At 71.6% G+C, this 13,871-nt stretch carries 11 protein-coding genes; 10 read left to right on the top strand and 1 reads right to left on the bottom strand.

All coding sequences use genetic code 11. The features are described 5' to 3' along the window. The first annotated feature begins 4 nt into the window (after positions 1 to 4). The 9 genes from ACZYRU_RS02200 (at position 5) to ACZYRU_RS02240 (ending at position 10,964) form a co-directional block, all read left to right on the top strand. Complete coding sequence (locus ACZYRU_RS02200; protein WP_488955441.1) at positions 5 to 1,210, top strand: Dabb family protein; 1,206 nt, start codon at positions 5 to 7, stop codon at positions 1,208 to 1,210. Between the two features lie 80 nt (positions 1,211 to 1,290). Beyond that, entirely contained in the window at positions 1,291 to 2,334 is a 1,044-nt protein-coding gene (locus tag ACZYRU_RS02205; RefSeq protein WP_488955442.1) for a M20/M25/M40 family metallo-hydrolase, read from the top strand. A 232-nt stretch (positions 2,335 to 2,566) separates the two neighbouring features. Beyond that, positions 2,567 to 3,967, top strand: a complete 1,401-nt coding sequence (locus ACZYRU_RS02210; RefSeq protein ID WP_488955443.1) for a dihydroorotase — start codon at positions 2,567 to 2,569, stop codon at positions 3,965 to 3,967. Further along, positions 3,957 to 4,592: a cysteine hydrolase family protein gene (locus ACZYRU_RS02215; protein WP_488955444.1), complete on the top strand. Its 636-nt coding sequence runs from the start codon at positions 3,957 to 3,959 to the stop codon at positions 4,590 to 4,592. The genes ACZYRU_RS02210 and ACZYRU_RS02215 overlap by 11 nt, the downstream gene beginning before the upstream one ends. Beyond that, entirely contained in the window at positions 4,585 to 5,040 is a 456-nt protein-coding gene (locus ACZYRU_RS02220; protein ID WP_488955445.1) for a (2Fe-2S)-binding protein, read from the top strand. The genes ACZYRU_RS02215 and ACZYRU_RS02220 overlap by 8 nt, the downstream gene beginning before the upstream one ends. After that, the gene (locus tag ACZYRU_RS02225) at positions 5,037 to 8,375 is read left to right on the top strand and encodes a molybdopterin cofactor-binding domain-containing protein (protein ID WP_488955446.1); all 3,339 of its coding nucleotides are present in this window, start codon (positions 5,037 to 5,039) and stop codon (positions 8,373 to 8,375) included. The genes ACZYRU_RS02220 and ACZYRU_RS02225 overlap by 4 nt, the downstream gene beginning before the upstream one ends. Continuing rightward, the gene (locus ACZYRU_RS02230; RefSeq protein WP_488955447.1) at positions 8,372 to 8,896 is read left to right on the top strand and encodes a hypothetical protein; all 525 of its coding nucleotides are present in this window, start codon (positions 8,372 to 8,374) and stop codon (positions 8,894 to 8,896) included. Before ACZYRU_RS02225 ends, ACZYRU_RS02230 begins: the two co-directional genes overlap by 4 nt. Before the next feature lie 11 nt (positions 8,897 to 8,907). Beyond that, positions 8,908 to 9,492 (top strand): thiamine pyrophosphate-dependent enzyme, encoded by a 585-nt coding sequence (locus ACZYRU_RS02235; protein ID WP_488955448.1) that lies wholly within the window; start codon positions 8,908 to 8,910, stop codon positions 9,490 to 9,492. Beyond that, positions 9,489 to 10,964 (top strand): amidohydrolase family protein, encoded by a 1,476-nt coding sequence (locus ACZYRU_RS02240; protein ID WP_488955449.1) that lies wholly within the window; start codon positions 9,489 to 9,491, stop codon positions 10,962 to 10,964. Before ACZYRU_RS02235 ends, ACZYRU_RS02240 begins: the two co-directional genes overlap by 4 nt. An 83-nt stretch (positions 10,965 to 11,047) precedes the next feature. Here the strand turns inward: ACZYRU_RS02240 and ACZYRU_RS02245 are convergent, their stop codons facing one another. After that, on the bottom strand, positions 11,048 to 12,517 hold the full coding sequence (locus ACZYRU_RS02245) for an aldehyde dehydrogenase family protein (protein WP_488955450.1): 1,470 nt from the start codon (positions 12,515 to 12,517) through the stop codon (positions 11,048 to 11,050). 175 nt (positions 12,518 to 12,692) lie between these two features. Here ACZYRU_RS02245 and ACZYRU_RS02250 point away from each other — a divergent pair, with 175 nt between their 5' ends. Next, positions 12,693 to 13,844, top strand: a complete 1,152-nt coding sequence (locus tag ACZYRU_RS02250; protein WP_488955451.1) for a BMP family ABC transporter substrate-binding protein — start codon at positions 12,693 to 12,695, stop codon at positions 13,842 to 13,844. The last annotated feature ends 27 nt before the right edge of the window (positions 13,845 to 13,871 follow it).

Consider the following 13,871-nt stretch of genomic DNA (forward strand, 5'->3'; position numbering starts at 1 on the left):
GCAGATGATCCGCCACACCCTGATGTTCCGGTTCGCCGACGAGGTCCCCGAGGGGACCCGACAGTCGATCCTCGCGGAGCTGGAGACCTTCCCGGAGCGCTACCCGGCGATGCGGCACTGGTCGATGGGCGAGAACCTCAGCAGCCGCGACCAGACCTACACCCACGCGATGTCGGTCGAGTTCCCCGACGAGCAGGAGCTGCTCGCCTACCTCACCAGTGAGTCGCACGAGACCTTCGTGCGCGAGAAGTGGCGGCCGGTGATCGCCGACCAGGCGATCGTCGCCTACGAGTTCGCGGGGCCGGAGGCCGACGCGGGAAGGGAGGGACGCATGGCGCGTCCGCACGGTCCGTTCGGCATGGAGTACGCCCGCATCGAGGTGCCCGACATGCAGGCCACCATCGACTTCCTCGAGTACCACGTCGGTCTGCAGCTGGAGGAGCGCACCGACGAGTACGCCTACCTGCGCGCCGACATCGAGCACCACGCGATCGAGCTGATCAGCGCCCCCGAGCGCACCGACGGCTGGACCACCGCGGTCGGCTTCAGCGTCGAGAGCGCGGAGGTCCTCGAGGAGGTCAAGCAGCGCGCGATCGCCGCCGGTCACGAGATCCTCGCCCTGCAGAAGCGCCAGCAGGAGCTGTGCGACGACGGCTTCGCGATCGCCGATCCGGAGGGCCTGCTCGTCGAGCTGTTCATCGGCTTCCAGGAGTACGCCGAGCCGCCGCACATCGAGATCCGGCCGCTCGACCTGGTCCACCCCTTCCTCGCGACCACCAAGTACGAGGAGATGCTGGACTTCTACATCAAGGTGCTGGGCTTCATGCCGTCCGACCACATCGTCGGCTCGGCGACGTTCCTGCGCTGCGAGGACCGCTACCACCACAGCCTGGCGATCCAGAAGAACGACGAGCACTACGTCGCGCACCTCTGCTTCGCGATGAAGAGCCTCGACCACGTCATGCGGATGCGGGCCCGGGCGCTCTACAAGGGCGCCCCGATCGCCTCGGACATCGTCAACCACTCGGCGTCGACGTCCATCGCGTTCTACCTGCACGACACGAAGTTCGGCCCGCGGTTCGAGCTCTGCGACAGCCACCGGGTGTTCACGCCCGAGGAGCACGAGACGCACCGGGCCCGGAAGATGCCTGCCGACCCGCGCAACATCGACGTGTGGCGGCCGGCGTCCGATGACTGGGGTCGTTTCTGAGCGACCAGCTCGTCGAGCTCCTGCGGGTGCTCGACGCAACGCCCTCGCCGCGCGGACGGGAACGCCGCGCGGCTGAGGCGTTGGCGCAGTGGAGCGGGCAGCGCTGGCCCGAGGTCGACTGGACGGTGCAGTCGTACGGCGAGCACGGCGCCAACCTGGTCGCCCACTGCGGCGACGGGCCCTTGCTCTACTCGCACCTCGACACCTCGCTCGACGAGCCCGTCGGTGAGCTCGAGGTGACCGACGGCCTCGCCGAGGGCTTCGGCCTCGGCGTGGCCCGGGCGCCGGTCGCGGCCGCCGTGGCGGCGTTCGCGTCGGCCCGCCGCGGCACCCTGCTGCTCGCCGGCGGCGGCACCCATCGCCGTGGCGGACGGGCCGAGGGCGTGCGTGCCTTCCTGGCCCAGGCGCCCCGGCCCCCGGCCGCGATCGTGGCCAAGGGTGGACCGCGCGGGCTGCTCTGGGAGGAGCCCGGCGCGGCGTACGTCGAGGTGCGGGTCTCCGGCCTCCCCGGAGCCGCCCTCGCGCCCGAGTCCGCAACACCCACCGGAGGCGTCGCCCGGTACGCCGGACTCGTGCTCGACGCGATCGGCGAGTGGCGCGAGCGCTACCTCGCCAACCGCGCACCGGTCGGCCAGGTCGGCCCGCAGGTGGGCATCGGCGCGGTGCGCGCCGGCATGCCGGACAAGCCGGACCTGCTGCCGGCCGACCTCGTCGTCGACCTGTACGTCGTGACCGTCCCCGGCGAGCGCGACACCCGGCTCGGCACGGAGCTGACCGCCTGCCTGCACGCGCTGCTGGCCGGCACCCCGCTCGACGGCTGCCGCACGGCCGTGGACGTGGAGTGGCTGCACGGAGCCCAGGCGACGCCGGAGCGAGCGGGCGTCGTACGGGCTGCGCAGCACGCGTGGGAGGACGTCTTCGGTGAGCCGCCCACGCCGATCACCGGGTGGACCGGGTCGACCGACGGGGTGGTCCTGAGAGAGCACGGGATTCCGACCGTGCGGGTGGGTCCGCAGAGCGTACGATCGGCATCCGACCCGCGTCGCGACGTCGTCGACCTCGTCGACCTCGCGCGCTACCAGCGGCTCTACGAGGTCTTGCTACGCCCCGGTCACCACCACTGACTGGTATCGCATCGCAAGATGTCATCTTGCATGCTTGACGTGTGTGGTGCGGCTCACTAGTCTCGGCAGGGACGGTATCGCTCTCCAGTCCGGAGGGTCCGATTCAAGCCTTGACGCACTGCGCGCCGGGTGTGCGGCCGACAGCCATCCGATGCCCTTCGCCACGATCGTGGCGGGCCGGTGCGTCGCTGAGGCGTGATTTCGCTCCCCGGGAGCGGGAACTGGAGGCCAGATGCGCGTGGACACCATCGTCGCGAACGGGCGGATCGTCAGCCCGAGCGGGATTGTCGAGGCGGCGATCGCCGTGAAGGACGGTCGCGTCGTCGCCATCGCCGACGAGAGCGTGCTCCCGGAGGCGAACGAGCGGATCGACGCGGGCGGCAACTACGTGCTGCCGGGCATCGTCGACCCGCACGTCCACCTGGGCGGCGGCCGGCCGCTCTCGGAGATCTTCGCGTCCGAGACGGCGTGTGCCGCGGTGGGCGGGGTGACGACGGTGCTGCAGTACCGCCGCTCGCCCACGACCTTCCTCGACACCTTCCCGAACGAGCTCGAGCTGGCGCAGACGCGGATGCTCGTCGACACCCAGTTCCACTTCATCATCTCGACGATGGAGCAGGTGGAGGAGATCCCCCGCTACGCCGAGGAGTTCGGCGTCACGAGCTTCAAGTTCTACATGGGCGGCTACGAGCCCGGTAACCCGATCGGGCTGGTGTCGGTCAACGACGCCGTCCTGTACGCCGCGATGGAGAAGATCCGCGAGCTCGGCCCGTACGGCTGGTGCATGGTGCACTGCGAGGACGACTCGCTCGTGTGCCACCTCACCGCCAAGGTCAAGGAGACCGGCGGCGACGACCTGGCGGCGTACACCGCGTCGCGCCCCGACTTCGTCGAGGAGCAGGACCTGCTCCGCGCGATCTGGCTCGCCGACCTGCAGGAGTGCTCGCTCTACGTGCCGCACACGACGGTCGGCATGGCCGTCGACGCGGCCGCCGAGTCGCGGCGCAAGGGGCGGGTCGTCGTCCTCGAGACCTGCCCGCACTACCTGGCGCTGACCGCCGACGACCCGAGGCTCTCGGCCGAGGGCTCCGGTGTCGGCAAGGTCGCGCCGGCGCTGCGCAACTCCGAGCACCAGGCCGAGCTGTGGCGCGGTCTGCGCGAGGGCTGGATCTCGACGATCGGCTCCGACCACGTGCCGATCCCCAAGTCCGGCAAGGGCATCTGGGAGGAGGCGCCCGGCTTCGCCGGTCTCGCCACCATGCTCCCCGTCGTCCTCACCGAGGGCGTGCTCAAGGGCCGGATCGCGATCGAGAAGGTCGCCGAGACGATGGCCTACAACCCCGCCCGCCTGTTCGGCATGGCCCCGCAGAAGGGCTCGCTCCAGGTGGGCTCCGACGCCGACCTGGTCATCGTCGACATGGAGACCGAGAAGGTCGTCGGCCCCGACGTCACCCAGAGCGAGTTCGTCAGCGCCTTCGAGGGCGTGCCGCTGCGCGGCTGGCCGACGCTGACCATGCGCCGCGGCGAGGTGATCTACCGCGACGGCGAGGTGCTCGCCGTACCGGGCAGCGGCCAGGTGGTCGTCAAGCCCGAACCCGAGAAGGACAAGGAGAGGAACTGGCATGCCGCTTAACGTGAAGCTCGACCCGCGGGACGTGGGTCTGCTCGTCGTCGACATGCAGAACGGCTTCTGCCACCCCGAGGGGTCGCGCGGCCAGGCGTTCGGCGCGGACGCCGTCAAGAACCCGCAGGCGATCATCCCCGCCGTGCAGCAGACCATCGACCTGGCGCACCGGCTCGACATGCCGGTCTGGTTCACCCAGCAGGTCCACTACGACGACGACGTGCTGCGCGCCCGACGCCGCATCCCGTCGCACCTGGAGCGCCGGGGCGTCAAGCTCGAGCTGTGCCGGCGCGGCACCTGGGACGCCGAGCTGCTCGACGAGATGAAGGCGATCAAGGAGGACCGCGACGAGGTCGTCGTCAAGCACCGCTCGAGCGCGTTCTTCCAGACCACGCTCGAAGTCGAGCTCCGGATGAAGGACGTGCAGGTCCTCGTCGTCACCGGTACGACGACCAGCTTCTGCGTGGACTCCACGATCCGCGACGCCTACGCACGGGACTTCGACGTCGTCGTCCCCGCCGAGTGCGTGGCCGACTCCGACGACGCAGCCCATGCCGCGACCCTGGCGAGCATCGAGCGCTTCCACGGCGTCGTCACCGACCTTCCTGGGTTGACCGCCGCCCTCGATGGCTGAGCACCTCCGGGTCGACGGCGACGTCGTCCCGGCCGGCGCCCCGGGGTCCTCCCTGCTGGAGGCACTCCGGGGTTCCGGGAACTTCGCCGCGAAGCAGGCCTGCGGGCGCGGCGAGTGCGGCGCCTGCACGGTCCTGGTGGGCGGACGTGCGGTGATGTCCTGCACGACCCTGGCCGCGCTGGTGACCGACGAGGTCACCACTGCGGCCGGCCTCGGCGACGACGCGGCCGACCTGCGTGCCGCGTTCGCCGATCATGCCGCGTTCCAGTGCGGCTTCTGCACGCCCGGCCAGGTGGTCCGCGCCGAGGCCGTGCTCCGCGCCGACCTCGACCGGAGTCGCGACGACATCGTGCGCGAGATGTCGGGCAACGTGTGCCGTTGCACGGGCTACCGCCAGATCGTCGACGCCGTCTGCGCCGTCGCCGAGAGCCGGCGGGCCGCGCGATGATCGGGGAATCGGTCCGCCCGCTCGACTGGGCGGAGAAGACGTCCGGGACCGCGCGGTACGCCGCCGACCAGCCGCCCGCCGGCACCCTCGTGACCCGGGTGCTGCGCTCGCCGTACCCCCACGCCGACATCCGCCGCCTCGATGTCTCCGCCGCGCTGCGCGTGCCCGGTGTGCACGCCGTCGTCACCGCTGACGACTTCCCCGCGGGGCGGCTCTACGAGCACAGCGGCGGTCCCTACTCCGACCGGCCGCCGCTCGCCGTCGACCGGGTGCTGTACGTCGGCCACGAGGTCGCCGCGGTCGCCGCCGAGACCGCGGAGGCGGCCGACGAGGCTCTGCGTCGGATCGTCGTGCGCTACCGGCGTCGGCGCGCGGTGCTGACGGTGCCGGACGCGCTGGCTCCCGGCGCTCCGCAGCTGCACAGGCGTGAGGCGGGCGGGAATGTCGCCGTCGCGACCGCCGAGCACTGGGGCGACGTGTCGCTCGCCGAGGCCAACGCCGTCGTCAGCACCGGCGGCACCTTCCACTACCCGCGCGTCACCCACGTCTGCATGGAGCCGAACACCACCGTCGCCTGGTGGCACGACGAGCGGCTGGAGCTGTGGACGTCGAGCCAGGCGCCGCACTTCGTGGTCCACGAGCTCGCCGGGTTGTTCGGACTCGAGCTCGACCAGGTCGTGTGTCGCGACGTCTCCGTGGGCGGCGGTTTCGGCTCGAAGTCGAAGATCTCCGAGCACGAGGCGCTCGCCGCCGCGCTGTCGATGAAGTGCGGCCGGCCGGTGCTGATCGAGCTCACGCGGGCCGAGGAGTTCGCGTTCACCAAGCCGCGCCATGCGTTCACCACGACGCTGCAGGCGCACGCCGACGCAGAGGGCCGGCTCTGCTTCCTCGACGCGAAGATCGACGTCGACAACGGTGCCTACAACCACTACGGGCCGTCGGTCATGCGCGCCGGCATCAAGCAGCTCGGATCGATGTACCGCCCCGACGCCGTCCGCTGGGACGCTCGGCTGGTCGACACCAATCTCGTACCCGGTGGGCAGTTCCGCGGCTACGGGCAGCCGCAGACGGCGATCGCGCTCGAGACCGCCATGGACGAGCTCGCCGAGAAGTGCGGCCTGGACCCGATCGAGTTCCGGATCCGCAACGCCGGACTACCGGACACCACGCAGCTGTCCGGATCGCAGATCGGCTCCAACCGGCTCGCCGAGTGCCTGGCGCAGGTGCGCGAGCGGATCGGCTGGGACGCGAAGCGTGGGCCCGACCGTCGGGCGTTCCGTGGCGTGGGCGTCTCGTCGGGCATGCACGCGAGCGGCTCGTACGCCTACCCGGGCGGCAACACCAGCGCCGCCGGCATCGAGGTACGCGGGTCGGGCGAGGTGGTGGTCCGCTTCGGGGGTGCCGACGCCGGCACCGGCCAGCGCACCATCCTCGGCCAGATCGCGGCCGACGTGCTCGGCGTACCGATGGACCGGGTCAGCGTGATCATGGCCGACTGGGACGAGACCCCGCCCGACATGGGTGCGTGGTCCTCGCGCGGGACGCACATGGGCGGGCACGCCGTACGGCAGACGGCCGAGGCGATGGCCGCGCGGCTGCGCGAGCTGGGCGCGGCCAAGCTCGGCACGTCGGAGGTCGTGCTGCGGGACGGGTGTGTCGTGTCGGGCGTCGACAGCGTTGCCGTCGAGAGCCTGGTCGACGGGTCGCTGCGGATCGACACCGAGTACGTCGAACCGAAGATGCAGCCCTACTGGACAGGGATTCCGCGACCGAACATCTCCGCCACCTATGCCTACGCGGCACACGCGATCGAGGTCGAGGTCGACCCGGACACCGGCGTGATCCGGGTGGTCCGGTACGCCGCCGTGCACGACATCGGCCGGGCGATCAACCCCGCGCTGGTCGAGGGCCAGATCATCGGCGGCGCGGTGCAGGGGCTCGGCGCAGCGCTGGGGGAGAAGCTCGTCCACGAGGGCGGCCGGGTGGTGAACGCCGGCTACGTCCACTACCCGGTGCCGCGGGCGACGACCGTGCCGTCGATCGACGTCGCGTTGGTCGAAGGCCCCGAGCCGGCAGGGCCGTTCGACGCCAAGAGCGTCGGTGAGATCGCGCTGATCCCGGCGGCGCCGGCGCTGCTCAACGCGGTGTACGACGCGACAGGCATCCGGTTCCGTGAGCTGCCGCTGACACCGGACGTCGTGCTGGCGGCGCTGCGCGAGAAGGAAGGCAGGGAGCCGCGGAAGCACCACCTGGCGCGGCGGCCGGGGCGCTGGCAGATCGGTCTGTTCCGCGCGCTCTACCCGTACGGTCTCCACACGGTTCTCGACCGCTGGGGGACGCGGTTCGCGCGCCGTCGTACGCCGCGGCCGGTGGAGCGGGTGGCCCTGCCTGCCTCGGTGCCGGAGGTGGTGGCCGAGCTGACCGCGCCGGACGCGGTCGTCATCGGCGGGGGCACCGACGTCCTGGTCCAGCGCGACCAGGGCCTGCTCTTCCCGACGGTCCTGGTCGGCACGAGCGGGGTCGCTGCCCTGCGCGGGATCACCGAGGACCCCGGTGGCGACTGGCGGATCGGCGCAGCCGTGACCCTGGCCGAGCTCTCCGCCTGGGCGGATGGGCGGGTGCCGATGCTCGCCGAGGCGGTGGGGACGATCGCGTCCGCGCAGATCCGCGAGGTCGCGACGGTGGCCGGGAACCTCGGCCAGGAGAAGCGCTGCTGGTTCTTCCGCAACGGCTTCGACTGCTACAAGCGCGGCGGCGTCAGCTGCCCCTGCTACGCGGTCGAGGGCGACCACCGGCTGCACCACGCGGCCATCGGCGCGCACCGTTGCCAGGCGGTCACGCCGTCCGACCTGGCCACCGTGTTCGACGCGCTGTCCGCGACGGTCGTCGTGACCGGGCCGTCGGGGAGCCGTGAGGTCTCGATCGCCCGTCTCTACGGGGGTCCTGGCGAGCTCGACCTGCGACCGGGCGAGCTGGTCGAGGCGGTCGTGCTGCCCGCCGCGGCGCTGTCGGCGCGGGGCGTCTTCGTGAAGCTGCAGCAGTGGGACGGCGACTTCGCACTCGTCTCGCTCGCCGCCTGTGCCACCGTCGGCGCTGACGGTCACTGGACGTCCGGCCGCTACGTCTTCGGCGGAGTCGCGCCCAAGCCGTGGGCCGCACCACGGCTCTGCCGTGCACTGACGGGGGTCGTGACCACCGACCGGGTGGTCGAGGCGCTGGAGCAGGACCTGGCCCGGGAGGCCCATCCACTGCCGGGGAACCGATGGAAGCTCGATGCTGCCGTCGGCCTGGCTCGACGAGCGACCGAGCGCCTGCTCGGTGAGGAGGAACGATGAGTGACGTCGACACCGCCACGGCCCGGGGGGCGACGATCGTCGACCGGCTCAAGGCCGGCGGCGTGGGCCTGGCCGCGTACCTGCCCGACAGCTGGCTCAGCCCGCTGATCGGCGAGGTGGTCGCGGACCCGGGACTGGTCGACGTACGCGTGACACGGGAGGACGACGCGGTCGCGATCGCCGGTGGCGCGGCGCTGATGGGGCTGCGCTCCGCGGTGCTGTGCCAGAACGCGGGCGTGCTGCTGTCGGCCAACGTGCTGGCGGCGTTCGCGCACCACCACGAGCTGCCGCTGGTCGTCGTGGCCGCGGCGCGGGGCGGGGCGGAGGACGGCTTCTACTACCAGGCCTACAAGGGCCAGGTGACTGCCGGTGTGGCCGCCGCGGCCGGACTGACCGTGCACCACGTCGACGGTCCCGCGGACGACTGGCTGTTCGAGCGGGCGAGCGAGCAGGCCTGGCTGCAGCGGCGGCCGGTCGTGCTGCTCTGCTCGAAGCGGGCGCTGCTCGGGGAGCCGGCGTGAGGCGCGCGGACGTGGCTGCGGCCGTGGCTGCCGCGGCGCCGTCGTCGGTGGTCGTGGCGAGCCTCGGCACCGCCGGCCGTGCCTGGCGCGAGCACGGTGGTCCGAACCCGACCTTCTACGCGTCCGACCCGATGGGCGCCGCGCCGGGCCTCGCGCTCGGTGCCGCCCTGGCCCGGCCGGACCTGGACGTCGTGCTGCTCGAGGGCGACGGCGACCTGACCATGAACCTCGGCTCGCTGCTGGCGATCGCCGACGCGGCGCCCGCCAACCTGCGGGTCGTCGTCTTCAACAACGGCCGGTACGAGACCGGCGGCGGCCAGCCGCTCGCGGCGGGTGCGCTCGCCGACCTGGCCGTCATCGCGCGGGGGGCCGGCTGGCCGTTCGCGCGGAGCGTCGTACGCGATGCGGACGTCGCGGATCTTGCCGAACAGGTCGGCGCACTGCTGGAGGCCGCCGGACCGGCGCTGCTCGTCGTCGAGGTGGACCCGGAGGCATCGCCGTACGGCGGTCCGGGCGAGCTGTCGGGCGCCGAGGCGCAGCGCGAGTTCCGGGCGGCACTGGCGAACTGGGAACGGACGAAGGGTGGAGAAGGATGACGACACGGCTGCTGCGCAACGCCCGGCTGCTGGACCTCGAGCACGGTGGTGAGATCGGCGACGTGGTGGTCGTGGACGGCGTGATCGCCGACCTCGGCCCGGGCGCCGCCGATCGGTGGACCGCGGCGGGAGGTGACCGGTCGGTCGACTCCGTCGATCTGGGCGGCGACCTGCTCATCCCGGGCCTGGTCAACGCCCACACGCACTCGAACCAGACCATCGAGAAGGGCCTGTGTGACGCGCTCCCGCTCGACGCGTGGATGGTCGTCGCCAGCTACGGCGGCGCCGGAGCCCGGCTCTCGCCGCGCGACCTCTACGTGTCGGCGATGATCGGCGCGATCGAGATGGTCCGAAGCGGTGCGACCTCCGTGCTCGACTGTGCCCGCTCGGACAACGAGTGGGTCGACGACGGCATGGACGCGATCATGCAGGCCTACGCCGACCTCGGCTTCCGCGCCAACGTCGCGATCCAGTACTCCGACCTCGACTTCTTCTCCTCGATCCCGGTCGACCTGGTGCCCGGCGGCGCGGACCTGCGCAGGCCGCCGGTGGCGTCGCCCGATGTCGTCCTCGCGGCGGCGAACCGGTTCGTCGACCGCTGGCAGGGACGCTCGCCGCTGCTGCAGCCGCTGCTCGGGCCGTCGTCGCTGCCGCGCTGCTCGACCGAGCTCTTCGAGGCGAGCGTCGAGACCGCCCGCACGCGGGGCGTACGGATGCAGACGCACCTGCTCTCCGCGCAGTCGCAGGTCCGGATGGCGCAGCAGCGCTACGGCGTCTCGACGGTCGAGTTCCTCGCCAAGCTCGACGCCCTGCAGGACTGGGCGTCCTTCGCGCACGCGATCTGGCTGAGCCCCGAGGAGATCGACCTGTTCGCGCAGACCGACGCGGTCGCCGTGCACAACCCGGCGAGCAACCTCAAGCTCGGTGCGGGTGTTGCGCCGGTCCCGGCGCTGCTCAAGGCCGGCGCGAAGGTCGCCATCGGCGCCGACGGCGCCAGCAGCAACGACACCCAGAACATGTTCGAGACCCTCAAGCTCTCGACCATCCTCCACCGCGTCCACGGTCCCCAGGAGACGTGGCCGACCGCCACCGACGGCCTCGGCATGTGCTGGAACGGCGGCGCCGCCGTCCTCGGCGCCCCCGTCGGCCGCCTCGCCGTCGGTGCGGCCGCCGACCTCACCGTCATCGACACCGACTACGTCTGGCCCGCGCCCGCCGAGCAGCTGCGCCAGCAGCTCGCCTACGCCGAGCTCGGCTCGGCCGTGCGCAGCGTCTACGTCGCCGGCCAGCCGGTTCTCGTCGACCGGGTCTTCCCCGGCATCGACGAGGCCGCCATCCGTGCCGAGGCCCGTGCCATCGCCGAGCGGATCTGGACCAGCCTCCCGTCTCGCCTGGAGCGCTTCGAGGAGGTGCGGCCGATCCTGGAGCAGGTGGAGGCGGCTGTCGGTGGTGGCGGGGCTTCCTGCCACTGACACCCGTCTCCAACGACATCGGCGGGGATCGGTCAACCAGCTTGATCCGATCCCCGCCGATGTCCGTGCGGGCGCCGCCCTGGTCAGCCGAGCAGCTTGACCGCGATCGCCTTCTCGCGGGTGAACTCGTACATCCCCCGGTAGCCGTTGCCCGACGAGAACCCGCTCTGCTTGGCCATGTTGAACGGCATGCCGATCACGCCGGCGTCGGAGAACTGGTTGACCGAGACCTGGCCGGCGCCGACCTCGGAGGCCATCCGCAGGGCGCGGGAGACGTCGTTGGTCCAGATGCAGGCGAGCAGGCCGAAGTCGGTGCCGTTGGCGAGCGCCAGGGCGTCGGCGTCGTCGGTGAAGGTCTCGACGGTGAGGACCGGGCCGAAGATCTCCTGGCCGACGATGGGGGCGTTGCGGTCGGTCACCGAGAGCACGGTGGGCGCCAGGAAGTTGCCGGAGCCGAGCCCGGACGGGGGCTCGCCACCGAGGAGCAGCTCCACGCCGTCGCCCAGCGCACCCGCCACGAGGCAGCTGACCCGCTCGTGCTGGACCGGGTTCACGAGTGGGCCCATGTCGAGGTCGTCGTCCCAGGCGCCGATGCGGATCTCGCCCATCGCGGCGAGGACCCGCGTGCGCACCTCGTCGGCGACGTCGGCCTGGACGAGCAGGCGGGAGCCGGCGTTGCAGTTCTGGCCGGCGTTCTCGGTGATGGACCGCACGATGGCGGGTACGGCGACGTCGAGGTCCGCGTCCGCGAAGACCAGGTTCGGCGACTTGCCGCCGAGCTCGACCTTGAGGGGCGTGAGGTTCTGGGCGGCGGCCTGCATGACCAGGCGGCCGGTGGCGACGGAGCCGACGAAGCTGATGTGGTCGATGCCCGGGTGGCCGACGAGGGTGGCGCCGAGCTCGGCGCCGACACCGGTCAGCACGTTCACCACGCCCGGTGGGATGCCGGCCTCCTCGCCGAGCTCGACGAGCGCGTGGATGACGAGGGGCGCGACCTCGGAGGGCTTGAGGACCACGGTGTTGCCGGCGGCCAGTGCGGGCGCGAGGTTGGCCGCGCACAGCACTGCCGGGACGTTCCAGGGCAGCACGATCGCGCACACGCCGTGCGGCTCGCGGCGGGTGAACCCGAAGTAGTCGGGGGAGCGGGTCGGCAGCGTGGCGCCGGCGAGCTTGTCGGCGCCACCGGCGGTGTACTGCAGGATCGAGCCGGCGATCTGGACGTTCAGGAGCCCGCCGGAGAGCGGCTTCCCGACGTTGCGGGCCTCGAGCGCGGCCAGCCGGTGCATGTTCTGGAAGACCAGTCCTGCCCAGCGGCCGAGGATCGCGCCGCGCTCGGAGGCCGACGTACGCGACCAGTCGCGTGCGGCCGCGCGTGCGGCGGCAACGGCGCGGTCGACGTCGGCGACCTCGCTGGCCGAGACCTGGCCGAACGTCTCGCCCGTGGCGGGGTCGACGGAGGCGAACGAGGACTCCCGTTCGAGCCAGCTGCCGCCGATGAAGGTACCGAGGTGGTCGCCGCTCGGAGCGGCCGTCGAGAGGGTCTTCCCATCCATGGTCACACCCTGATCGTCCGACCGGCTGATCACATTAGTCAAGATGATGTGTTGCATTGCGAGACGGGCTGGTGCATGCTGGCGCAGTCCCGGGGCTCGGCCGACAGGCACTCGGACCTAGGTCGGAACGACCCGCAAGTCACGCACTACTCGGATGGATCGAGGGCGGAGAAACATGCGAATCCAGAAGTTCTCAGCAGCCTGCGCTGCAGTCGCGATGCTCGCGATGGCAGGTTGCGGCTCATCGAGCGATGAGCCGAAGAAGAAGGGCTTCGACGGCCCCGACCCGTTCGCGGTGGCCCGCGGCGCGGAGATCGGCGAGCCGGGTACGGCGACCGCGCCGCAGTGGAAGGGCGAGGGCAGCGTCCCGAAGGGGCAGCCGGACATGAACGGCGACGGCAAGGTGTCGATCGGCGTCATCACCTCGGGCGACACCAACGACGGCACCTACTACCAGAGCACCGCCGACGCGGTGGCCCACGCCGCCGAGAAGAACGGCTGGAAGCACACCGTCCAGGGCCTGGTCCCGCTGACCCAGGCAGTCACCGCCGCGGAGAACCTCTGCCGCCAGCGGGTCGACCTGATCGTGATCGGCGACGCGCAGCTCGCGCAGGCCGTCACCGCTGCGTCCAACCCGCTGTGCAAGGACACCTTCTTCTACCTGCAGGGCGGTTACGGCTCGCCGGAGCAGGACGCCACCTTCACGCAGTCGTACGACGTCGGTCTCGACTACGCCTACGTCGCCGGTGTCGCGATGGGCGCCTACATGAAGGCCAACGACATCAAGAAGACCGGCTTCCTCGCCGGCATCGCGGCCCCGTTCAACACGACGATCGGCAAGGTGTTCAAGGCCGGTGTGACCTCGCAGGTCCCGGACGCCGAGGTCGTCGAGACCTACACCGGCGACCAGATCGACGTCGGCAAGGCCGTCGAGGGCTTCAACGCCCAGGTCTCGCAGGGCATCGGCGCGGTCTATCCGTACTTCGGGGCCCCGACCATCGCCGTCGCCAAGAAGGCCAAGGAGTCCGGCATCCCGGTGCTCGGGTCGCCGAAGACCTTCTGCGACTCGAAGGACGCCGACTTCATCGGCGAGGTCGTCTTCGCGCCGGGCTACTACCTGGCCCCGATGCTCGACCTCTTCGCCGACGGCAAGCTCGAGCTGGGCGTGACCCGCAACTGGCGCCTGGGCGTCGACCCGGTCCCGGCCGTGCACGCCTGCGACAGCGCCGGCGACGGCAAGGACCCCATGAGCCAGGCGATCGAGCAGGCGCAGGCGGACGTCAACGACGGCAAGATCGACCTGTTCGGCCTGGCCGGCGTCTCCTGATCCGGCGATGACTGCGGCTTCCCGACC

It is taken from the genome of Nocardioides sp. F233 (assembly GCF_057813895.1).

What these genes read in the sequence shown, in the direction of transcription:
- ACZYRU_RS02200 (WP_488955441.1), top strand. Translation starts at nt 5, where the DNA reads ATGATCCGCCACACCCTGATGTTCCGGTTCGCCGACGAGGTCCCCGAG.
- ACZYRU_RS02210 (WP_488955443.1), top strand. Translation starts at nt 2,567, where the DNA reads ATGCGCGTGGACACCATCGTCGCGAACGGGCGGATCGTCAGCCCGAGC.
- ACZYRU_RS02215 (WP_488955444.1), top strand. Translation starts at nt 3,957, where the DNA reads ATGCCGCTTAACGTGAAGCTCGACCCGCGGGACGTGGGTCTGCTCGTC.
- ACZYRU_RS02220 (WP_488955445.1), top strand. Translation starts at nt 4,585, where the DNA reads ATGGCTGAGCACCTCCGGGTCGACGGCGACGTCGTCCCGGCCGGCGCC.
- ACZYRU_RS02225 (WP_488955446.1), top strand. Translation starts at nt 5,037, where the DNA reads ATGATCGGGGAATCGGTCCGCCCGCTCGACTGGGCGGAGAAGACGTCC.
- ACZYRU_RS02230 (WP_488955447.1), top strand. Translation starts at nt 8,372, where the DNA reads ATGAGTGACGTCGACACCGCCACGGCCCGGGGGGCGACGATCGTCGAC.
- ACZYRU_RS02240 (WP_488955449.1), top strand. Translation starts at nt 9,489, where the DNA reads ATGACGACACGGCTGCTGCGCAACGCCCGGCTGCTGGACCTCGAGCAC.
- ACZYRU_RS02245 (WP_488955450.1), bottom strand. Translation starts at nt 12,517, where the DNA reads ATGGATGGGAAGACCCTCTCGACGGCCGCTCCGAGCGGCGACCACCTC.
- ACZYRU_RS02250 (WP_488955451.1), top strand. Translation starts at nt 12,693, where the DNA reads ATGCGAATCCAGAAGTTCTCAGCAGCCTGCGCTGCAGTCGCGATGCTC.